Below are 19,676 nucleotides of genomic sequence, written 5' to 3' on the forward strand. Positions count from 1 at the left end.
ACTCGGCTGAGTTGACAGTAGACCCGGTGAGAGTTGCCGGGCGACTATTCGCCAGGGTTCGCCAGGGTGCGCCAGATGGTGTGCCACGGGGCCACGGGTGTCAGGTAGGAAAGCGCCACCCCGACCCGGTCGCCGAGGGACATTCCCCAGGGTGCACCCGGGCGACCGGGCCGGGCAGCGCACTCGAGCAGCAGGCACACGAAGGGATCTGTCTCGCCCATGTACGCAGCATCGTCCTCCGTGTCCGCCCCGCCCCGGCCGCTGCGCGCCCGTCCGGGCACCGGCGGTCCTTACCTCGACCCCGCGCGTCCGGCGGCCCCCGTGCTCGGTGTGGGCCGGCCGCGGCGCGCCCCGGGGCTCGGCACACCACCGCTCAGCGGGAGGCTCGATCTGTCCGGCCCGCAGGGCGCCCAACTGCGCACGGCGCTCGCGTCGGTGCAGCGGATCTGCCCGGAGTTCGCTCCCGTGCAGGTCCTGCGCCGCAGCGCCCGGTCGGTTCTCCTGGTCGGCACGACCGGGCGCAGCACGGCCGTCGCCAAGTGTTTACTGGACCCGTCCCGTGAATGGGCCGAGCGGTACCGGCACGAAATAGCGGCCTACCGTTCGTTCGTCCGGCACCGGCCCCCGGTCCGCGTGCCCCGGCTGATCGCGGCGGACCCGGACAACTGCACGCTGGTGATCGAGCGGGCGCCGGGCCGGGTGGCGGCCCTCCAGCGGCACCCGTCGCAGACCCCGCCGCGGGCGGACATCAAGGCGGCCCTCGGCGCGATCTGCCGGCTCAACCGGTGGCGGCCCCCGGCGGGCACGTTCGACGCCCCGCTGGACTACGCCGCCCGGATCTCCCGCTACCACGAGCTGGGCCTGCTCACCGACCGCGACATGGGCGACCTGCAGAAGCTGCTGCACGGCATCGCGCACGCGGCGGGCCGCCAGGGCATGGGCCAGTTCTGCCACGGGGACGCGCTGCTCGCCAACATCCTGCTCTCACCGGCCGGTCCCGTCCTGGTGGACTGGGAGCACGCGGGGTGGTACCTGCCGGGTTACGACCTGGCGACCCTGTGGTCGGTGCTCGGCGACGCGCCCACGGCACGGCGGCAGATCAGCCAGCTGGCCCAGGCGGCCGGTCCGGCGGCCCGGGACGCGTTCCTGGTGAACCTGATGCTCGTCCTGACGCGGGAGATCCGCACCTACGAGACGGCCGTGCAGCGTTCGATGCACGACGCGGCCCCGACGGCACCGGGCACGGCCCACCCGGCCGCCGTGCCGACCGGTGAGGAGCAGCGGCTGCTGCTGAGGCGGCTGCACGACGACTGCCAGCTGGCCCGCAGGGCCGTACGCGCGGCGGTCGGCACTCGCTGACGGGGGCGGAGGGCCGCGGCGCGCCACCCCAGCGGGCGCACCGCGGCCCTCCGCCATGGACACCGCCGGTCTTCCGCCGGGGCACCGCGCGGTCTTCCGCCGTGACACCGCCGGTCTTTCACCGTGACACCGCGGCCCTCCGCCGTGGCACCACGGCCGTCCCCTGCGGCACGCCACGCTCCTCTTCCGCCGCCTCGGCAGTCGTCCTCGCGCGCCACGGACCCTGGCGGCCCCTCCCCCGGCGGGACCCGCGCCGCCACGCGCGCCTTCTCCCCCGCGGTCCGCGGTCCGCGGGCCTCTCGCCGTCGCGTCGCCGACCGCCCTCACCGTCTCCTCGGCACCGCGGACTCGCCCCCGCCGCCCTGCCGGCCTTCTCCGGCTCGCCGGGACCCCTTTCCTCGTCCCGGCGCGGCCTTCGCCCCGGCGGGCCCTCGTCGTCGCGCACCGCCGGCGCTCGCCGCCCCGCACGCTTCGTCCACGGCGCCCGCCACCCTCCCGTCCTCCCCGTCGGCGCACCCTCAGCGTCCGCCCCGGGGCCTCGGCCGCCGGCCCGTCGCCCTTCCCTGGGCCCGGCGGGGCGCGGGCGGCAGGCGTGGGCACAGGTGTATGCCACTGACGCCCCGCAGGCCCGTGCGGTGTCGCCGCGAAACTCGCCGGAACCCCGGCTGACATGGGAAATCGCCTGGCCGCGCGCATGATTGACGGATCGTCGGACAGCCGGTACCACTGACCCCACGCCGGCCCCGCACGCCCCGTCACGCCCGAGTGCCCCAGGAGGCAGCCTTGCGAGGATCCGTCACCGACTCCAGAGCCACGCCGGGCCGCACCCGGGCGCGTACGGCGGCGGGTGCCGTCGCCTGTGCCGCGCTGCTGCTGCCGCTGCTCGGCGCCGCGCCGTCCGCCGGTGCCGCGGACGGCACCGGTGCGCCCGGCGACAGCGGCCGGCTGCAACGGGCGTTCGCCTCCGCGGCGGCCGAGTACCACGTGCCGCTCAGTGTGCTGCTGGGCGTCTCCTACCTTCAGTCCCGCTGGGACGCACACGCCGGTGCCCCGAGCGTGACCGGCGGCTACGGGCCGATGCACCTCACGAACGCGCACACGGCGCTGGCCCGCGCCGAGCACCACGGCGAGGGCACCGAGGACCCGCGCGGTGACAGCGCCCGCCCCGCCCTGCACCCCGTCGCGCGCACGGCCGTACCGGCGGACTCGGCGCTGCCCGACCGGCTCAAGACCCTGCCCCGGGCCGCCGGCCTGACCGGGATCCCCGCCGAGCGGCTGCGCGACGACGCCGCGGCGAACATCGCGGGCGGCGCGGCCCTGCTGGCCGCCGCGCAAAAGCGGCTCGGCGAGCCGCTGAGCGCGGATCCCGCCGACTGGTACGGGGCGGTGGCCCGGTTCTCCGGCGCGGACGACAGCGCGACGGCGTCGGCCTACGCGAACGACGTGTACGACGTGATCCGCTCCGGCGAGCGGCGCACCACCGACGCCGGACAGCGCGTCGTCCTGGCCGCCCGGCCGCGCCTGGCCCCCGACACCGCGCAACTGGCGCGGACGGGCCTCGCGCGCCTCCCGTCGGCCGGCACGGAGTGCCCGGCCTCGGTGTCCTGCGAGTGGGTCCCGGCGCCGTACCAGCAGTTCGGCACCGACGACTACGGCAACCACGACCTGGGCGACCGGCCGGGTTCGCAGCGCGTCCGGTACATCGTCATCCACGACACCGAGGGCCGCTGGGACGGCGTCCTCAACCTCGTCCAGGATCCGACCTACGTGTCCTGGAACTACACGCTGCGCTCCACCGACGGCCACATCGCCCAGCACGTGAAGGGCGCGGACGTGGCCTGGCACGCCGGGAACTGGTACGTCAACGCCGCCTCGGTCGGACTGGAGCACGAGGGCTTCCTCGCCGAGCCGGACGCCTGGTACACGGAGGCGATGTACCGTTCCTCGGCGCGGCTGGTGAAGTACCTGGCCCGGAAGTACGGCATCCCGCTGGACCGGCAGCACATCCTCGGCCACGACACGGTGCCCGGCCCGACCAGCGGGACGATCCCGGGCATGCACACCGACCCCGGTCCGTACTGGGACTGGCGGCACTACTTCGAGCTGCTCGGCCGCCCGTTCGAACCGACCGCCGGGAGGAACGGCGGGCTGGTGACGATCCGTCCCGACTACGCGGCCAACCAGGTGGAGTACACCGGCTGCACCACGGCCGGCGAGGCCTGCGCGGCACACGGCTCCAACGAGGTGCGGCTGTACACGCGGCCCGACACGTCCGCGCCGCTGGTGAAGGACACCGGGCTCAGGCCGGACGGCGGCGACTCCACGACCGACGTCAACGACGTGGCGTCGCGGGCCGAGACCGGGCAGCAGTACGCGGTCGCCGGCCGCCAGGGCGACTGGACGGCGATCTGGTACCTGGGCCAGAAGGCCTGGTTCCGCAACCCGGCCGCCCGGCCCACCGCGGTGAACGCGGCCGGCCTGGTGGTGACACCGAAGGCCGGGGCGGACAGCGTGCCGGTGTACGGGCGGGCGTACCCGGAGAAGGAGGCCTACCCGGCCGGGGTGCCGGTGCAGTCGGTGTCACCGCTGCCGTACAAGCTGCTCGCCGGGCAGAAGTACGTGGTCGGGGACGCGGTGCCGGGTGAGTACTTCTACTCGGTCACGTTCACCACGGACTCGCACCGGGTGGTCGTGGGCAAGGACCTGTACTACGAGATCCAGTACGGCCACCGGGTGGCGTTCGTGCGGGCCGCCGACGTGCGGGTGCAGCCATCGGGTCTGTAGGGGCACGCGGTGCGCCCCTCGCGGGTGCCGGCCACGGGGCCGGCACCCGCGTCCGCCCGGCCGCGCCCGTTCAGCCCTGCTGGAACAGCTCGGGGGGCAGCGGCTTGAGGAGGGCGTACAGGTCGTCGGTGATGGGACGGTCCCAGGCGGCGATGGTGACCAGGACGCCGTCGCTGCGGTCGAACTGCACACAGGAGATCCGGCTCTCGGAGAGCTTGAGCCGGCGCACGATCAGCAGGTTGTCGCCCTGCAGCACCGGCATGTCCTCGGTGCCGACGACGGTGACCTCCTCGTCGTTCTCCAGGGCGAGCAGCAGCTGGGCCACCTCGAAGGGCACCTCGCCGTCGGGGACCTCCCGGGCCGGGGAACCCTCGGGGAGGTTGCCGATGATCATTGCGGTACCGCGGCCGCCGAAGAGGTCGTAGCGCAGGAACACACCCTGGCAGGTGCCGTCGGGCGCGGGCAGCAGCCCGGCACCCAGATTGCCGGGCCAGTCGCCCGGGTCCATGGCCAGTACGTCGAAGTCGGGCCCGGCGGGCGTGGCGCTGCGGCGACGGAGGAACGACATGCCGCCATGGTACGTGTCCCGGCCTGCCGCGCGACGTGCGGGCGGCCTCCGGCCGGGGCGGGAATTCACCCGGAGCCGGCCCCTTCGGCGGTGCGGTGCCGCTCGTGGTGGCGGGCGACGCGGGCCCGGTTGCCGCAGGAGGGCCCGCACCACTGCTGGCGCGGGTGCTCCTTGAGGAAGTACCGCACGCAGCGGGGGGCGTGGCAGGCGCGCAGCCGCTGCCGGTCGGGGCCGGCGAGGAAGGCGACGGCGGCCTGGGCGAGGGCCGCGGTGAGGTCCCCGGCGCCGTGGACGGGCCGTCGCTGGAGCACCGGTTCGGCGGACCCCTCCCAGCGCAGCACGGGCACGGTGGGCGTGCGGGCGGCGGCCGCGTTGAGCCGGTCGACGGCCTCGGGCACGGGCATCAGGCGGGCGGCGTCGGCGGCGCTGGGCGCGCCGGGGCGGACGGCGTGGGCGAAGAGCGCGCGGACGGCGGCGCGCAGTTCACGGACCGCGGCCAGTGCGGCCGCGTCCGCGGTGCGGGGCTCCGCGCCGGGCAGGATCTCCGGGCGTGCACGCAGCCAGGCGGTGAGTCCGGCCGGGTCGGCCAGGTCGTCGGCGACCCCGCCGGCGCCGTCGTGGCGGAGGGTCAGGGCGAGGTCGAGCGCGAGACGGGCGTCCCTGCCCGGCGAGTCCTGCATGCGCCCGATGGTAGTCACACCGCCGCCCGCCGGCGCCGGAGCCCGGTCCCCCGCACAGCGAGCGTGGGACGGCGGACCGGAGGGCTCGCGGGCGGGGCGGCGCAGGCGCCGCCGGGGCCGTCACTCCTGGGGCGGCGACGGGGGCACCACCGCGATCGGGGCCGCCGCGTGCAGCAGGACCGCCTGGGTGACGGAGCCCATCATGCGGGCCGGGGCGAGCAGGCGCCGGCGGTGGCGGCCGACGACGACCAGTTCGGCACCGCCGGACGCGGCGACCAGCCGGCCGGCCGCGTCGCCGGGCAGCACGTCCGCGGCGGCGGGCACCTCCGGGTGCCGGGCACGGTGCGGGGCGAGGAAGCCCTCGGCCAGGGTGCGGATCTCGCTCTCCACCTTCCCCTGGTCGATCATCAGCGCGGGAATCTCCCCGGCCGCCGCCCAGCTCCGGGCGGGCCAGGGGTAGGCCGCGACCGCCTGGAGCCGGGCACCGCGCCGGGCGGCCTCGGCGAAGGCGAACGCGAGCACCGCGTCGTCGGGGCTGTCCACGTCCAGGCCGACGGCCACCCTGGGGCCGGGGCCGGCCGGCACGCCGTCGTGGACCTCGCGTCCGGGCCGGGGCACCACGACGACGGGGCACTCGGCGTCGCGGGCTGCGGCCAGGCCGTTGGAGCCCAGCAGCAGGCTCGCGAACCCGCCCCGGCCGCGCGAGCCGAGCACCAGGAGCTGGGCCGTCGCGCCCAGCCCGGGCAGCAGGGCGCCCGGCACGCCGTCCAGCCCGGCGTACTCGACGGCGGTGCCGTCGCCGCCGTGGGCCGCGAGACGGGCGCGGGCCGCGTCGAGCACGGCGTCGTCCGCTCCCGCGGGCGGTCCGGCGGCCAGCACGCCGGGCTGGGTCCAGGCCGCGTACTGCCGCACATGGACCACCCGCAGCGGTGCCCGGCGCCGCCGGGCCGCGTCCAGGGCCCAGTCCAGGGCGCGCAGGCTGTCTTCGGAGCCGTCGACCGCTGCGACGACCGGCGGAGCGCTCATGGGGTACCTCACCTCCGGGGGCGGCCTTGCCCGGCCGGACCGGCCCGGTTCGGGCGGCGGCGCCGGCGGGGCCCTGGAGGCCGCGTGACCGTGAAACGCGGCGGCCACACCCCCGAAGCGGCCTCCAGTGCGCCGGCCGGACGGGAGGACGGTCCCGACAAGGTCCGTTCCTCCGCCGCCGTCCCGCGGCCGCGAGCCCCGCTCAGGTCAGGTCGAACTCCCCTTCCCGTGCTCCCGAGACGAACGCGCCCCACTCCGCGGGCGTGAAGATCAGCGAGGGACTTTCCGGGCGACCGCTGTTGCGCATCGCGACGAACCCCTCGACGAAGGCGATCTGCACATCCCCCCGGCCCCGGCTGCTGGACTGCCACTCGGCGTTGCTGAGGTCCAGCTCCGGCTTGTCCCACCCCGCGAGCGGGTGCTGCTGGACAGTGCTCTCGGCCACGTCCGTGCTCCTCCCGTTTCCGTCGTCCGCGGGTCAGCCTAGCGAGCGGCCGCCACCGCCGACAGGCCGTCCGGAAGGGACCTTCGCGGGATCGGCCCGCCGCGGTCCGGGAGGTCCCGCGCGGGCCCGCCGGGACCGTCGGGACGGCGGGATCAGTGCGCGAGGAAGGGTTCCACGAGGGCTAGGAACTCCTCGGGCCTGCTCTCGTGCACCAGGTGCCCCGCGTCGACGGTGACGACGCGGGCGTCCGGGATCAGACCGGCCAGGTCGGCGATCTGCCGCGGCGCGACGAAGCTGGACGGGCCGCCCGACACCAGCAGGGTGGGCGCGGTGATCCGGTGCATGTGCGCGCCCCAGGCGGGATCGGGGGCGTTGCGCTGCTCGTCGGTGGCCCGGATCATCGCCCAGTCGTAGGGCAGGTCCCCGGCGGGGCGCGGCGCGGGCGGTCGGGGCGGGTCCAGCGGGACGGGCGCCGGTACGTCCTCCAGGACGAGCCGCCGTACGAGCCCGGGCGCCCGCTGGGCGATCAGGCAGGCGACGGCGCCGCCGAGGGAATGGCCCACGACGTCGGTACGGTCCACGCCGAGCACCCGCAGCAGGGCGAGCACGTCGTCGCGCAGGGCCTCGTGGGCGTAGGCGCCGGGGCGGTCGCCGAGCCGGCTGCTGCGGCCGTGGCCGCGCAGGTCGGGGGCGTAGACCCGGCGTGGGCGCGGGCCGCTCGCCAGCCGCCGGGCGATCGGTGTCCAGTCGGAGCCGTCGGCGCCCCGGCAGTGCAGCAGGAGGACCGGCGGTGCGTCCGCTTCGCCCCAGGCGCGGTAGGCGAGGGTGATGCCGTTGACGTCGACGAGGTGGGGTCCGCTGTCCATGCCGGCACGTTAGGCCCGGTCCGTGCCGTGCCGCCGGTCATTCTGCCGACGGCAGAGCGGTCCGCGCCCGGCCGAGGAAGTCCGTCAGCCGTCGCACGAACCACTGCGGGTCGTCGAGCCACGGATAGTGTCCGGCGCCGGGCTGCACCGCGAACTCGGCGCGCGCGAAAGCCGCGGCGGCGCGGCGGGCCAGTTCCGGGCGGGGGCCGCCGTCGAGCTCCCCGGCCAGGACGAGGACGGGCGCGGTCAGCTCGCGGAGCGCGGCGCGGGTCGCGGCGGGGTCGAACTCCGCCTCCGCGAAATAGCGGTCGGCGGCCTCCTCGTTGGTCTGCTCCTCGTCGGCCTCGGCGTGCGCCCGGGCGGCGTCGTCCCAGCGGCCGTAGAAGAAGGGGGCGAGCGCCGCGCTGTACTCGCTGCCGCCCGCGAGCCAGGCCTCCAGCCGCGGGTAGGCCGCAGCGAACCACGGCTCGCCGTCGCGCAGCCGGGCGGCGGCGAGCCGGTCCCCGGGCGTCGCGCTCAGCCCGAGGGGGCGCAGGGCGGTGGTGATCAGCGCCAGCCGCGCCACCCGGTGGGGGCGGCGGGCCGCGTAGAGCGCCGCGAGGCTGCCGCCCGCCGAGTGCCCGAGGAGGTCGACGCGCTCCAGGCCCAGATGGACGCGGAGCGCCTCCACGTCCTCGACCTGCCGGTCGCAGCGGTACGTCGACGAGTTCGCCGGGATGCCGGAGCCGCCGGTGCCGCGCAGGTCGAGGAGGACGAGCCGGCGGTGGGCGGCGAGCCCGCCGAGGTCGCCCAGGTAGGCGGAGGCCCGCATCGGCCCGCCGGGCAGCACGAGCAGCGGTTCGCCCTCTCCGCGCAGGTGGTAGGCGAGGCGGGTCCCGTCGGGTGCGGTGAAGTGCGGCATGCCGCCGATCCTGGCCGAGGGCGCCGCGGACCGGCAAGGAATTTCGCCGCCGCCTCTTGCCTGCGGCCCGATGGCCTGGATTACTGATCTCCGGGTTCTCGACCGAATGATCGGTCGACGAACCGGACCGACCGTATTGTTCGTGGCAGGTGAGGGAGAGTCCCGATGGCGGATGCGGCACGGCTGCTGGACTCGGGGGAACGGCTGGGCACCGACGAGCTGCGGGCGCTCCAACTGGAGCGGCTGCGTGCCTCGCTGCGGCACGCCTACGAGAACGTCCCCTTCCACCGCGCGTCCTTCGACGCGGCCGGCGTGCACCCGGACGACTGCCGTTCGCTGGCCGACCTGGCGCGTTTCCCGTTCACCGACAAGGCGGACCTGCGCGCGGCCTATCCGTTCGGGATGTTCGCGGTGCCCCGCGAGCGCATCCGCCGCATCCACGCCTCCAGCGGCACCACCGGGCTCCCCACGATCGTCGGCTACACGGACGGCGACCTGTCGGTGTGGGCGGACATGGTGGCCCGCTCGCTGCGCGCGGCGGGCGCCCGGCCCGGCGACATCGTGCACGTGGCCTACGGGTACGGGCTGTTCACCGGAGGTCTGGGCGCCCACTACGGCGCGGAGCGGCTCGGCTGTACGGTCGTGCCCGCCTCCGGCGGCATGACCGCCCGCCAGGTGCGGCTGATCCAGGACCTGGAGCCCCGGATCATCATGGTCACGCCGTCGTACATGCTCACCCTCCTCGACGAGTTCGAGCGGCAGGGCGTCGATCCGCGCTCCACCTCCCTGCGCGTCGGTGTCTTCGGCGCGGAGCCGTGGACCGAGGAGATGCGGCGGGAGATCGAGGAGCGGTGCGGGATCGACGCGGTCGACATCTACGGGCTGTCGGAGGTGATCGGGCCGGGTGTGGCGCAGGAGTGCGTGGAGACCAAGGACGGCCCGCACATCTGGGAGGACCACTTCTTCCCGGAGGTCGTGGACCCGCTCACCGGTGAGGTGCTGCCCGAGGGCGCGGAGGGGGAACTGGTGTTCACCTCGCTCACCAAGGAGGCGATGCCGGTGATCCGCTACCGCACCCGGGACCTGACCCGGCTGCTGCCGGGCACGGCGCGGGCCTTCCGGCGGATGGAGAAGATCACCGGCCGCTGCGACGACATGGTGATCCTGCGCGGGGTGAACCTCTTCCCCACCCAGATCGAGGAGATCGTGCTGCGCACCCCGGGCGTCGCGCCGCACTTCCAGCTCCGGCTCACCCGTGAGGACCGGCTCGACGCCCTCACGGTCCGCGCCGAGGCCCGGCCCGGCGCCGGGCCCGAGGTGCGGGAGGCGGCCGCCCGGTCCATCGGGGCGGCGGTGAAGGACGGCATCGGGGTGTCGGTCGCGGTGGAGATCGTGGAGCCGGAGTCGCTGGAGCGGTCGGTGGGCAAGATCAGGCGGATCGTGGACCTGCGCCCGTGATCCGCGTGCGGGTGTGGACGTGCCCGTCGAGCGGGTGGGCGGGCGGCGCGGCCGGGAGGGTCCCGGTCAGCTCGTAGGCGCACTTGTGCGCGACGCGGCAGGACGCCGTGTTGTCCGCCTGGTGCACGAGTTCCAGCCGGGTCAGCCCCTGCGCGGCGAACGCCGCGAAGGCCCAGCCGGTCAGCGCCTCCAGCGCGCGGGGGGCCACGCCCCGGCCGCGCGCGTGGGCCGCGGTCCAGTACCCGACCTCGGCGGCCGGGGAGCCGGGGGCGACGCCTTTGACGACGGCGTGTCCCGCCAGGCGCCCCGCGGCGTGCGGGGCCGCGCGTTCCACGACGGCGAAGGCGAACCGGCCGCCCGCCCGCCGGTCCTGCCGCTGCCGTTCGATCCAGCGGGCGGCGTCCGCCTCGTCGGCGATGGAGTGGCTCAGGAAGCGGCGCAGCGCCTCGTCCTGGTACAGCTCGGCGAGAGCGGCGGCGTCCGCCGGTTCCCACGGCCGCAGCAGGAGAGCAGGCGCGGTCGCGGTGGCCGGCGCCTCCAGCCGGGCGGTGCTCTCCTGCGGCGGCAGGAGAGCTTCGGTGCTCTCCTGCGGCGGCAGAGGCGTCTCTGCGGTCTCGTGCGGCGGCAGAGGGTCCGGCTTCTTCCCGGTCCGGTGCGCGGGCGGGGGGACCGTCGTTCTCTCGTGCGTCGGCATGGGACCCATCGTGCCCCATGCATTCGCCGGCCCCCTGGGCACCGTCTGCCCGATCCTTCGCCGCCTCATGGGCACCCTAGTGACCCACGCCGGGCCGGTTCAGGTCCGCGCCGAGCGGCGCCGGTTCAGGTCCGCGCCGAGCGGTTCACCGTCCACACGGGGCCGGCTCGGGTCCGCTCCGGGCCGGTTCGGATCCGCGCCGGGTCGGTTCACGTCCGCGCGGGGCCTGTGAGCCGGTCGCGCAGTTCCCGCTTGAGGATCTTGCCGCTGGCGTTGCGCGGCAGTTCCCCGACGAGGACGACCCGTTTCGGCGCCTTGAAGTGCGCCAGACGGTCGCGGGCGTGGGCGATCAGCTCGTCCTCGGTGACCTCGCCGCGCGGGACGACGACGGCCGTGACGGCCTCGATCCACCGTTCGTCGGGCAGGCCGACCACGGCCACCTCGGCGACGCCGGGATGGGTGTACAGCACGTCCTCGACCTGGCGCGAGGCCACCAGCACGCCCCCGGAGTTGATGACGTCCTTCACCCGGTCGACGACCGTGTAGTACCCCTCGGCGTCGCGCACCGCGAGGTCTCCGGAGTGGAACCAGCCGTCCCGGAAGGCCTCGGCGCTCTCCTCGGGCTTGTCCCAGTAGCCCTCGCACAACTGCGGCGAGCGGTAGAGGATCTCGCCGGGCGTCCCGTCGGGCACGTCCGCGCCGTGCTCGTCGGCGAGGCGGGCGTCCACGAACCGCACCGGCCGCCCGCAGGAGTCCATCCGCCCCTCGTGCTCGCCGGGACCGAGCACCATGGCCAGCGGACCGATCTCGCTCTGGCCGAAGCAGTTGTAGAAGGCGAGGTGCGGCAGCCGGGCGCGCAGCCGTTCCAGGACGGGCACCGGCATGATCGAGGCGCCGTAGTAGGCCTTGCGCAGTCCGTCGAGGTCCCGGCCGGCGAAGTCGGGGCGGTTGGCCAGGCCGATCCAGACCGTGGGCGGCGCGAAGAGGCTGTCGGCGCGGCCGGCCTCGACCAGGTCGAGGATGCGGTCGCCGTCGGGTGCGTCGAGGAGGATGTTCGTCGCGCCGACGGCGAGGTAGGGCAGCAGGAAGACGTGCGTCTGCGCCGAGTGGTAGAGCGGCAGCGCGTGCACGGGCCGGTCGTCCGCGTCCAGGTCGAGGGCGGCGATCGCGCTCAGGTACGCGTGGGCCAGGGCCCGGTGGGTCATCATCGCGCCCTTGGGCAGGGCGGTCGTGCCCGAGGTGTACAGCAGTTGCACCAGGTCCCCGCCGCGCGGTGCGGGGCCGTCGTGGGGCGTGGCGGTGGGGAGGGCGGCGAGCAGGGAGTCTTCGGTGTCGCGCAGGGCGAACTGCCGCACTCCGGCCGGGAGCCGGCCGGCGAGGCCGGGGTCGGTCAGGACCAGGGCGCTGCCGGACTGGCCCAGGACGTAGGCGAGGTCGTCGCCGGTGAGGTTCTGGTTGACGGGCACGTGGACGAGGCCCGCGCGGGCGCACGCGAGGAAGGCGATCAGGTAGGCGTCGGAGTTGTGTCCGTAGGCGGCGACGCGGTCGCCGGGGGCGAGGCCCTGTCCGAGCAGGACGCTCGCCGCGCGCGAGACGGCGTCGTCGAGTCCGGCGTACGTCCAGGAGCGGTCGCCGTACTCCAGGGCGGTCCGCGCGGGCGTGCGCCCGGCACTGTGCCGCAGCACTCCGTCGACCGTGCCGGCGTGTCCAGGCGTCATGACACATGATCCTGGGTCCGCCGCCCGAGGAGGTCAAGCGTCCGGCGCGCCTCACCGGCCGGGGAGCGACCGGAGTTCGGCGGCGGACGCGGACCCCGGGGCCGACTCGCGTCCGTGCGGGCGCCGTTCGCGCACGCCCCGTTGACAAGGACCCGCTCTGACACGAAAGTTTCACCCCGCACGGCAACGTACGAAAGATACTTTCAGACGGCGCGGCGGGGAGGCCTCACGATGACCGACGGCAGGGCAGACAGGGACGGACGCGGGATCACCCGCCGCCAACTGGGCCGGGTCTCCCTGCTCCTGGGCGGTGCACTGGGCATCGGCGCCCTCCCGGTGGCGCCGGCCGCCGCGTCCGACGGCGCGCGCCGCCCCGCCGCCCCCACGACCCTGCGGCACGGCAGCGCGCACCGCGCCGGTCTGCTCCCCGGTCCGCTGCGCCGACTGGTCACCGACGCCGAGGCGTTCCTCGGCCCCTCCCCCGCACACCCGTGGTACGCGGGCGCCGTCCTGCTCGCCGGCCGCGGCGGCACCGTGGCGCTGCACGAGCCGATCGGCATGGCGGTGCGCTACGCGTCGTACGACGAGAAGACCGACACCGGTGTGGAGTTCCCGCCGGACGAGCAGCTCCCGATGACCCGGGACACGGTCTTCGACCTGGCCTCCCTCTCCAAGCTGTTCACCTCGATCCTGGCCGTGCAGCAGATCGAGCGGGGCGCGCTGGAGCTGGAGGGCAAGGTCGCCTCCTACCTCCCGGACTTCGGGCGGGCGGGCAAGCAGGACGTGACGGTGCGTCAACTGCTCACGCACACCTCCGGCTTCCGGCCCGACCTGCCGCTGTACGACGCGCCGGCGTACGAGCAGAAGCTGGAGATGATCTGGGACGAGGCGCCGCTGAACCCGCCCGGAACCGTGTACCTGTACTCCGACCTGAACATGATCTCGCTCCAGCTGGTCCTGGAGCGGATCACGGGCCGCACCCTGGACGTACTGCTGGCCCAGGAGGTCACCGGACCGCTCGGACTGCACAGCACCCGCTACAACCCGCCGGCCTCCTGGAAGCCGCGGATCGCCGCCACCGAGGTCGCCCGCAGACCCTGGTCGGCCCTGGACCGGGGCCTGGTGTGGGGTGAGGTGCACGACGAGAACGCGTTCAGCCTGGGCGGGGTGGCCGGGCACGCGGGCGTGTTCTCCAGCGCCTGGGACCTGGCCGTACTGGGCCGGACCCTGCTCAACGGCGGCGCCTACGGGCACGCGCGCATCCTCCGCCCGGAGTCGGTGGAGCTGATGTTCACCGACTTCAACACCGCCTTCCCCGGCGACGAGCACGGCCTCGGCTTCGAGTTGTACCAGCACTGGTACATGGGCGCGATGGCCACCCCGCGCACCGCGGGCCACACCGGCTTCACCGGGACGTCGCTGGTCCTGGACCCGACGACCGACTCCTTCCTCGTGGTCCTCGGCAACTCCGTGCATCCGGTGCGCACCTGGCGTTCCGGCTCGGCTCCCCGGGTCGCGGCGGGGAACAACCTGGCACGGGCCGTCGCGGTCCGCCCCGAGCAGGGCCGCACCGCCTGGTTCTCCGGGATGGCGAGCGCCGCCGGCGCGACCCTCGCGCTGCCCGCGCTCGACACCTCCGCGGGCGGCGCACGGCTGGGCTGCTCCCTGTGGTGGGACACGGAGCCGCAGTCGGACGTGCTCGTCCTGGAGTCCTCCGCCGACGGGGGCACGACCTGGCAGCCGGTGCCGTACACGGCGACCCGCCGCGGCGAGCAGCCGCAGCAGCACCCGGCGGGGACCGCCACCGGCTTCTCCGGGCGCGTGTGGCACCGGGTCGCGGCCGACCTGCCGGCGGCCCGGCAGCTGGTGGTGCGCTGGCGGTACACGACCGACCGCCTCTACGTGGGGCGCGGCGCGTACGTCGACGGTCAGCGCGTCGAGTCGCACCGGCGCGTCCTGTTCGACGAGGTCCGCCCGGCGGACGCGTCCCGCGTGACGGCGCAGGGGTGGACCGCTTCCGCGGACTGAGCGACCGGCGAGACGAGCGACTGACGACCGGGCACGGTCGGGCGATCGGGCGCGGCCGGACGAGCGGCCACCGCCGGTCGACCGGCCACCGCCGGACGAGCGGGCTCGACCACGCAACCGGGCTCGGCCCTGCGACCGGGCTCGACCGGGCAACCGGGCGTCCGGTGGGACCGCGTGCATGCCGTGGCGTACTTGCCGTGGCGCACATGGCCGTGGGCCTGTCTCCGGGAACGGCACGGCAGGCCCACGGCGGGCGCACGGGCGCCGGCGGATCGACGGGCGCCCGCGGACGGTCACCCGTCACCCGTCACCCGTCACCCGTCACTCGTTGAAGACGGCCTTCTGTACCTCGTTGGGGCCGTCGAAGTGGTCCTGGCTGAGGCCGTCGAGCCGGCTGACGATCTTCTCGTTGGCCTTGTTCTGCCGGGCGCGTTCCACCAGGTGCTGCTTGTCGGTGGGATAGTCCGCGCCGCTGAGGGCCTTCTGCAGGTCGATCGGGCTGAGGTCGGCCATGGGAGCCTCCGGTGGGGGGTTCGTCCTGTTTTGCCTCGCCTGTCGGGGTGCCCCGGGACGGCGGGGGCATTCAACCGCCCTGCCGCTCATCGCCTTCGGTCGCCCCCCTGCCCCCACGTCGCCCTCAGCCGTCCTGCCTCCGGGTCCCCTCCAGCACCGCCATGGCCGCGTTGTGCCCGGGCACGCCGCTGACCCCGCCCCCGCGCACCGCGCCGGCGCCGCACAGCAGCACATTCGCATGCCGGGTCTCCACACCCCAGCGGCCGGTGCCCTCCTGGGCGTACGGCCAGCTCAGTGCCCGGTGGAAGATGTTGCCGCCGGGCAGGCCGAGGTCCCGTTCCAGGTCCAGCGGCGTCTTCGCCTCGATGCACGGCCGGCCCTCGGCGTCGGTGGCCAGGCAGTCGGCGAGCGGTTCCGCGAGGTGGGCGTCGAGCTGGGCGAGCGTCGCCTTCAGCAGTTCCTCCCGTACGGCGTCGTTGTCCCGGGCGAACAGCCGGGCCGGGGTGTGCAGGCCGAACAGGGTGAGCGTGTGGCAGCCCCGCTCGATCAGCTCCGGGCCGAGGATCGTGGGGTCGGTCAGGGAATGGCAGTAGATCTCCGAGGGAGGCGCGGCGGGCAGGTCGCCGGCGGCGGCCTGCGCGTGGGCCGCCGCCAGCGCCCGGTAGCCCTCGGCGATGTGGAAGGTGCCGGCGAACGCCTCCCTCGGGTCGACGGAGGTGTCGCGCAGCCGGGGCAGCCGGCTGAGCAGCATGTTCACCTTCAGCTGGGCGCCCTCAGCGGGCTCGGGCGGCTCCTGGCCGGTCAGCTCGGCCAGGACCTGCGGGGAGGCGTTCACCAGCACGTGCCGGGCGCCGACCGTGCCCTCGCCGTCCGCGGTCCGGTAGGTGACCTCGGCGCTCAGCCCGTCGGCGTCCACGCGGACGGCCTCGTGCCCGGTGAGGAGACGGGCGCCCGCGGCGCGCGCCGCGTCCGCGAGGGCGTCGGTCAGGGCGCCCATGCCGCCGACCGGGACGTCCCAGTCCCCGGTGCCCCCGCCGATCACGTGGTAGAGGAAGCAGCGGTTCTGCGGCAGGGCCGGGTCGTGGGCGTCGGCGAAGGTGCCGATGAGGGCGTCGGTGAGCACCACTCCGCGGACCAGGTCGTCGGCGAAGAAGTCCTCGACGGCGACGCCGACGGGCTCCTCGAACAGCATGCGCCAGGCCTCCTCGTCGTCGACGCGGCGGCGCAGTTCCGCACGGCCGGGCAGCGGTTCGGTCAGCGTGGGGAAGACCCGCCGGGCGACCCGCCCGGTCATGGCGTAGAAGCGCTGCCAGGCCCGCCACTCGCGGTCGGATCCGGTGAGCCGGGCGAAGGCCTCCCGGGTGCGCTCCGGGCCGCCGCCCACGAGCAGTCCGGTGTGCCTGCCGTCCCGCACGGCGGGGGTGTACGACGAGACGGTGCGCGTGCGCAGCCTGACGTCCAGGCCCAGTTCCTGGACGATCTTCGGGGGCAGCAGACTGACCAGGTAGGAGTAGCGGGACAGCCGCGCGTCCGTCCCGGCGAACGGGCGGGTGGAGACGGCCGCCCCGCCGGTGCGGTCCAGCCGCTCCAGCACCAGCACCGACCGGCCGGCGCGGGCCAGGTAGGTCGCGGCGACCAGGCCGTTGTGCCCGCCGCCGACGATCACCACGTCGTAGCTGCCCTGTGCGTCGTGTGCGCTCATGGCTCTTGGTAGCACGCGGGCGTCCGGGCGGCCAGGGCCGCGACGGGGGCGCCGTGCCGGTGGCCCGGTGCCTGCCCGGCGGGGAGCCTACGGAGCGGCTCTGCGGGGGGCGGGGCGTGCGGCTCTGCGGGGGGCGGGGCGTGCCGCCGGACCCAGCCGTGCCACGGCGCGGAGGATGTGCTTGGGCGGCAGTTGCCAGCGCACCTGGGCGGGCACGCACCGCAGCAGGGTGCCGGTGGCCCGCAGCCGGCGGGTGACGACGCCGGGCGCGGGGGCGGGCCGGCCGTACAGTTCGTGCGCGTACGCCGGCAGGCAGGCGTAGGCCAGGTGGGCCACGTGCCGCCAGAGCAGCTCGCGCGCCGGCACGAGCGTCAGGGGCACCGGCGGGCGGCGTAGGAAGTCGTCCACCGCGCGGGCGTCGGCGCCCGCGGCGAGCCGGGGCCGCACGGAGTCGAAGTAGGCGGCCAGTTCCGACCGGCTCGCGGGCACCGTGTCCGGGTCGAGGCCGATCAGCCGGGCGCTCGCGCGGTGTTCGGCGACGTAGCGGTCGGCGCGTGCGCGGGTGAGCGGGAAACCGGACCGCCACAGGACGTTCAGGTAGGAGTCGATCTCCGCGCAGTGCACCCACAGCAGCAGCTCGGGCGCGTCGACGGCGTACCGTTCGCCCGTGTCCGGGTCGGTGGCCGACAGCAGGCGGTGGATCCTGCGGACCCGGGCGCCCGCCTTCTCCGCGGCGTCCGTGGTCCCGTAGGTGGTCGTGCCGACGAAGTTCGCGGTGCGCATCAGCCGGCCCCAGGCGTCGCGCCGGAAGTCGGAGTTCTCCATCACCGCGCGCACGGCACGGGGGTGCAGTGCCTGGAGGTACAGCGCCCGGATGCCCGCGACCCACATCATCGGATCGCTGTGCACCTGCCAGGTCACCGAGTCCGGCCCGAAGAGCCCCGCGTCCCCGTCATCCGTCTCCGTGGGCACGGTCGCGGCCGTGCGTATGGTCTCCACGTCCGGCAGGCTAACGCGGGGACCGGGGCACGTCGACGGGCGCCCCACGCGCTGTGCACCGCCTCGCGCGCCGGCGCGCACGCGGGGCGCCGGGCGCACGCCGCGCGGGGCACGCCGTGCCAGGAGGGATGCCGCGCGGGGCGCACGCCGTGCCGCGAGGGATGCCGTGCGGGGTGAGGCGGGCGGGCGCGAGGCGCGCGTCGTCACCCGGGCCGCTCGGAGCGCGCACGTGCTGCCGTGCGGCGCGTGCCCCGTCGGGCGGGGCCGTGCCGGTGGTGCCGGGCCGTCCCGTGGTCAGTCCAGGACCGCGGTGAACTCCCCGCAGGCCTTGGCGCAGGTCCGGCAGGCGTCCGCGGCCTGCTCCGCGCCCGGGTGCCGGTCGAAGACGTGGGCGGTCTCCAGGCAGACGGTCACACACCACTCCAGCTGGGCGCGGATACCGGCCTCGTCCTGGCTGTTCTGCTCGGACAGCACCCTGCAGGTGGCGTCGCAGACCTCCGCGCACATGATGCCCCTGCGCCGCAGGAGGTCCTGCTCCTCACCCCCGCCCACATCCACCAGGCTCGCGCGCAGCGCACAGGCCCGCGCGCACTCCGTGCACGCCTGCGCACACGCGAAACGGTCCTCCAGGAACTGGACGAGTTCCTGTTGCGAAGGCGTCGATGATGTCGTATGCGTCGTGGTCACATCTCGCGAGTAGCCGGTGCCGTACCCGCCAAACCCCGTGCCACCACGGGCCTGAGCGGTTTTCCGGCCACCCTGCCGGGGCACCCGTGCGGCGCCCCGGAAAGCACCCAGTAGCAAAGAAAGGCACCGGATGACCCCGCAGAGCACCGGAACGCAGGAAAAGGATCCGGAAAGCCGCGGGGCACCGGGGAGCGAGCGCACCACGGAGGTGGATGTCCGTGCCCGGACGACAGGAGCTGCCGTCGACGCTGGAGCGCTCCTCCCGGGACGCCCAGCGCACCTGGATCAAGGCCCACGACTCCGCCGTCGAGACGTACGGCGAGGGCGAGCGGGCCCACCGGGTGGCGTACGGCGCGCTGAAGCACATGTACGAGAAGGTCGGCGACCACTGGGAGCGCAAGGAGGGCGGCCGGAAGGGCCCCTCCGACCCGCGGTCGGCCCGGCCCCGCGGAAGCGGAGGGCGCAGCGGCGAGGGCGTCGACGAGAGCGCGTCCAAGGAGCACCTGTACGAGGTGGCCAAGCGCCTGGACATCGAGGGACGCTCGCGCATGACCAGGGACGAACTCCTGACGGCGATCCGCAAGGCGAACCGCTCCCGGACCCGCCAGGCGCGCTCCTAGTAGTGCTTGGTCAGGTTGGTATCGGTTCTGGCATGTCGCGGTGACAGGTGGGACAGGCGCCGGTCCATACCGCGAGGAGTAGCTGCAGTTCGCGGGCGACTTGGTAGAGGCTCAGGCCGGCGCCGTCTCTTTTGGGGACCGGGTCAGTCGCTGGAGGGTGCAGAAGGCGTGTGCGACGGAGACGAGGGTGACGTGGTGGTGCCAGCCTCTCCAGGTGCGGCCTTCGAAGTGGGCCAGGCCCAGGGTCTGCTTCATCTCGCGGTAGTCGTGCTCGATCCTCCAGCGCAGCTTCGCGGTGCGCACGAGGGTTGCCAGCGCCGTGTCGGCGGGCAGATTGGACAGCCAGAACTGCACGGGTTCGGGCTGGTTGGCGGGCCATTCGGCCAGCAGCCAGCACAGGGGCAGTTCGGGTCCGGCGGTGTTCTTCCGGATCTCGCGTCCGGCGGGCCGGATCCGCAGGGCCACGAACCGTGAGTACATCCGCTTCAGACCGCTGCGGCCGCTGCCCGCGCGGGAGCCTTCCCGCCACTGCACCGGCCGGGCCGCCTGTTTCCCGGCCTCAATGACCAGCTTCTTCACCGTCTGGGCCGGCTCGGGGTAGGCAGGCTGGGGCCTTGGGCCGCGCCCG

18 protein-coding genes are annotated in these 19,676 nt (G+C 75.0%); 5 read left to right on the forward strand and 13 right to left on the reverse strand.

Annotated elements, in window-relative coordinates:
- The first annotated feature begins 219 nt into the window (after nucleotides 1–219).
- The gene (locus tag ABZ719_RS23165; protein WP_366727077.1) at nucleotides 220–1,359 is read left to right on the forward strand and encodes an aminoglycoside phosphotransferase family protein; all 1,140 of its coding nucleotides are present in this window, start codon (nucleotides 220–222) and stop codon (nucleotides 1,357–1,359) included.
- Between the two features lie 783 nt (nucleotides 1,360–2,142).
- Nucleotides 2,143–4,143 (forward strand): N-acetylmuramoyl-L-alanine amidase, encoded by a 2,001-nt coding sequence (locus ABZ719_RS23170; protein ID WP_366727078.1) that lies wholly within the window; start codon nucleotides 2,143–2,145, stop codon nucleotides 4,141–4,143.
- Nucleotides 4,144–4,213: 70 nt separating this feature from the next.
- Here the strand turns inward: ABZ719_RS23170 and ABZ719_RS23175 are convergent, their stop codons facing one another.
- From ABZ719_RS23175 to ABZ719_RS23200, 6 genes are all read right to left on the reverse strand, one after another.
- On the reverse strand, nucleotides 4,214–4,711 hold the full coding sequence (locus tag ABZ719_RS23175) for a hypothetical protein (protein ID WP_366727079.1): 498 nt from the start codon (nucleotides 4,709–4,711) through the stop codon (nucleotides 4,214–4,216).
- 65 nt (nucleotides 4,712–4,776) lie between these two features.
- Nucleotides 4,777–5,391, reverse strand: a complete 615-nt coding sequence (locus ABZ719_RS23180; protein WP_366727080.1) for an ABATE domain-containing protein — start codon at nucleotides 5,389–5,391, stop codon at nucleotides 4,777–4,779.
- 120 nt (nucleotides 5,392–5,511) lie between these two features.
- On the reverse strand, nucleotides 5,512–6,417 hold the full coding sequence (locus ABZ719_RS23185; protein ID WP_366727081.1) for a universal stress protein: 906 nt from the start codon (nucleotides 6,415–6,417) through the stop codon (nucleotides 5,512–5,514).
- Nucleotides 6,418–6,619: 202 nt separating this feature from the next.
- Nucleotides 6,620–6,862: a DUF397 domain-containing protein gene (locus ABZ719_RS23190; RefSeq protein ID WP_366727082.1), complete on the reverse strand. Its 243-nt coding sequence runs from the start codon at nucleotides 6,860–6,862 to the stop codon at nucleotides 6,620–6,622.
- Between the two features lie 152 nt (nucleotides 6,863–7,014).
- Nucleotides 7,015–7,728, reverse strand: a complete 714-nt coding sequence (locus ABZ719_RS23195) for an alpha/beta fold hydrolase (protein ID WP_366727083.1) — start codon at nucleotides 7,726–7,728, stop codon at nucleotides 7,015–7,017.
- A 37-nt stretch (nucleotides 7,729–7,765) separates the two neighbouring features.
- Nucleotides 7,766–8,629 carry an alpha/beta hydrolase gene (locus ABZ719_RS23200; RefSeq protein ID WP_366727084.1) on the reverse strand — a complete coding sequence of 288 codons (864 nt, stop codon included), beginning with the start codon at nucleotides 8,627–8,629 and terminating at the stop codon, nucleotides 7,766–7,768.
- A 165-nt stretch (nucleotides 8,630–8,794) separates the two neighbouring features.
- On the opposite strand from ABZ719_RS23200, the gene paaK reads away from it, so the two are divergent.
- A complete protein-coding gene (gene paaK / locus ABZ719_RS23205) occupies nucleotides 8,795–10,087 on the forward strand; it encodes a phenylacetate--CoA ligase PaaK (RefSeq protein ID WP_366727085.1) in 1,293 nt (430 codons plus the stop codon).
- On the opposite strand, the gene ABZ719_RS23210 is transcribed toward paaK, so the two are convergent.
- The gene (locus ABZ719_RS23210) at nucleotides 10,059–10,781 is read right to left on the reverse strand and encodes a GNAT family N-acetyltransferase (protein ID WP_366727086.1); all 723 of its coding nucleotides are present in this window, start codon (nucleotides 10,779–10,781) and stop codon (nucleotides 10,059–10,061) included. The two genes, paaK and ABZ719_RS23210, sit on opposite strands and share 29 nt — an antisense overlap.
- Before the next feature lie 209 nt (nucleotides 10,782–10,990).
- On the reverse strand, nucleotides 10,991–12,499 hold the full coding sequence (locus tag ABZ719_RS23215) for an acyl-CoA synthetase (protein ID WP_366727087.1): 1,509 nt from the start codon (nucleotides 12,497–12,499) through the stop codon (nucleotides 10,991–10,993).
- 231 nt (nucleotides 12,500–12,730) lie between these two features.
- On the opposite strand from ABZ719_RS23215, the gene ABZ719_RS23220 reads away from it, so the two are divergent.
- A complete protein-coding gene (locus ABZ719_RS23220; RefSeq protein WP_366727088.1) occupies nucleotides 12,731–14,527 on the forward strand; it encodes a serine hydrolase in 1,797 nt (598 codons plus the stop codon).
- A gap of 321 nt (nucleotides 14,528–14,848) precedes the next feature.
- On the opposite strand, the gene ABZ719_RS23225 is transcribed toward ABZ719_RS23220, so the two are convergent.
- The 4 genes from ABZ719_RS23225 to ABZ719_RS23240 all read right to left on the reverse strand — a co-directional run bounded on the left by ABZ719_RS23225 (nucleotide 14,849) and on the right by ABZ719_RS23240 (nucleotide 18,428).
- Nucleotides 14,849–15,040 (reverse strand): DUF2795 domain-containing protein, encoded by a 192-nt coding sequence (locus ABZ719_RS23225; RefSeq protein ID WP_366727089.1) that lies wholly within the window; start codon nucleotides 15,038–15,040, stop codon nucleotides 14,849–14,851.
- 124 nt (nucleotides 15,041–15,164) lie between these two features.
- On the reverse strand, nucleotides 15,165–16,742 hold the full coding sequence (locus ABZ719_RS23230; RefSeq protein ID WP_366727090.1) for an NAD(P)/FAD-dependent oxidoreductase: 1,578 nt from the start codon (nucleotides 16,740–16,742) through the stop codon (nucleotides 15,165–15,167).
- Between the two features lie 87 nt (nucleotides 16,743–16,829).
- On the reverse strand, nucleotides 16,830–17,741 hold the full coding sequence (locus tag ABZ719_RS23235) for an oxygenase MpaB family protein (RefSeq protein WP_366727091.1): 912 nt from the start codon (nucleotides 17,739–17,741) through the stop codon (nucleotides 16,830–16,832).
- A 294-nt stretch (nucleotides 17,742–18,035) separates the two neighbouring features.
- Nucleotides 18,036–18,428 carry a ferredoxin gene (locus ABZ719_RS23240; RefSeq protein ID WP_037853968.1) on the reverse strand — a complete coding sequence of 131 codons (393 nt, stop codon included), beginning with the start codon at nucleotides 18,426–18,428 and terminating at the stop codon, nucleotides 18,036–18,038.
- Nucleotides 18,429–18,646: 218 nt separating this feature from the next.
- On the opposite strand from ABZ719_RS23240, the gene ABZ719_RS23245 reads away from it, so the two are divergent.
- Nucleotides 18,647–19,048, forward strand: coding sequence for a ChaB family protein (locus ABZ719_RS23245; RefSeq protein ID WP_366727092.1), 402 nt, complete (start codon nucleotides 18,647–18,649; stop codon nucleotides 19,046–19,048).
- A 111-nt stretch (nucleotides 19,049–19,159) separates the two neighbouring features.
- Here the strand turns inward: ABZ719_RS23245 and ABZ719_RS23250 are convergent.
- The coding region (locus ABZ719_RS23250; protein WP_366727093.1) for a transposase at nucleotides 19,160–19,676 on the reverse strand (517 nt) is incomplete at its 5' end.

Origin of the sequence: Streptomyces sp. NPDC006743, from assembly GCF_040703815.1 — a bacterium.
Classification (GTDB): Bacteria; Actinomycetota; Actinomycetes; order Streptomycetales; family Streptomycetaceae; genus Streptomyces.

Excerpts from the sequence above, each read along its gene's own strand:
- ABZ719_RS23165 (WP_366727077.1), top strand. The coding sequence starts at position 220 with ATGTACGCAGCATCGTCCTCCGTGTCCGCCCCGCCCCGGCCGCTGCGC.
- ABZ719_RS23175 (WP_366727079.1), bottom strand. The coding sequence starts at position 4,711 with ATGTCGTTCCTCCGTCGCCGCAGCGCCACGCCCGCCGGGCCCGACTTC.
- ABZ719_RS23180 (WP_366727080.1), bottom strand. The coding sequence starts at position 5,391 with ATGCAGGACTCGCCGGGCAGGGACGCCCGTCTCGCGCTCGACCTCGCC.
- ABZ719_RS23185 (WP_366727081.1), bottom strand. The coding sequence starts at position 6,417 with ATGAGCGCTCCGCCGGTCGTCGCAGCGGTCGACGGCTCCGAAGACAGC.
- ABZ719_RS23195 (WP_366727083.1), bottom strand. The coding sequence starts at position 7,728 with ATGGACAGCGGACCCCACCTCGTCGACGTCAACGGCATCACCCTCGCC.
- ABZ719_RS23200 (WP_366727084.1), bottom strand. The coding sequence starts at position 8,629 with ATGCCGCACTTCACCGCACCCGACGGGACCCGCCTCGCCTACCACCTG.
- paaK (WP_366727085.1), top strand. The coding sequence starts at position 8,795 with ATGGCGGATGCGGCACGGCTGCTGGACTCGGGGGAACGGCTGGGCACC.
- ABZ719_RS23210 (WP_366727086.1), bottom strand. The coding sequence starts at position 10,781 with ATGCCGACGCACGAGAGAACGACGGTCCCCCCGCCCGCGCACCGGACC.
- ABZ719_RS23215 (WP_366727087.1), bottom strand. The coding sequence starts at position 12,499 with ATGACGCCTGGACACGCCGGCACGGTCGACGGAGTGCTGCGGCACAGT.
- ABZ719_RS23220 (WP_366727088.1), top strand. The coding sequence starts at position 12,731 with ATGACCGACGGCAGGGCAGACAGGGACGGACGCGGGATCACCCGCCGC.
- ABZ719_RS23225 (WP_366727089.1), bottom strand. The coding sequence starts at position 15,040 with ATGGCCGACCTCAGCCCGATCGACCTGCAGAAGGCCCTCAGCGGCGCG.
- ABZ719_RS23230 (WP_366727090.1), bottom strand. The coding sequence starts at position 16,742 with ATGAGCGCACACGACGCACAGGGCAGCTACGACGTGGTGATCGTCGGC.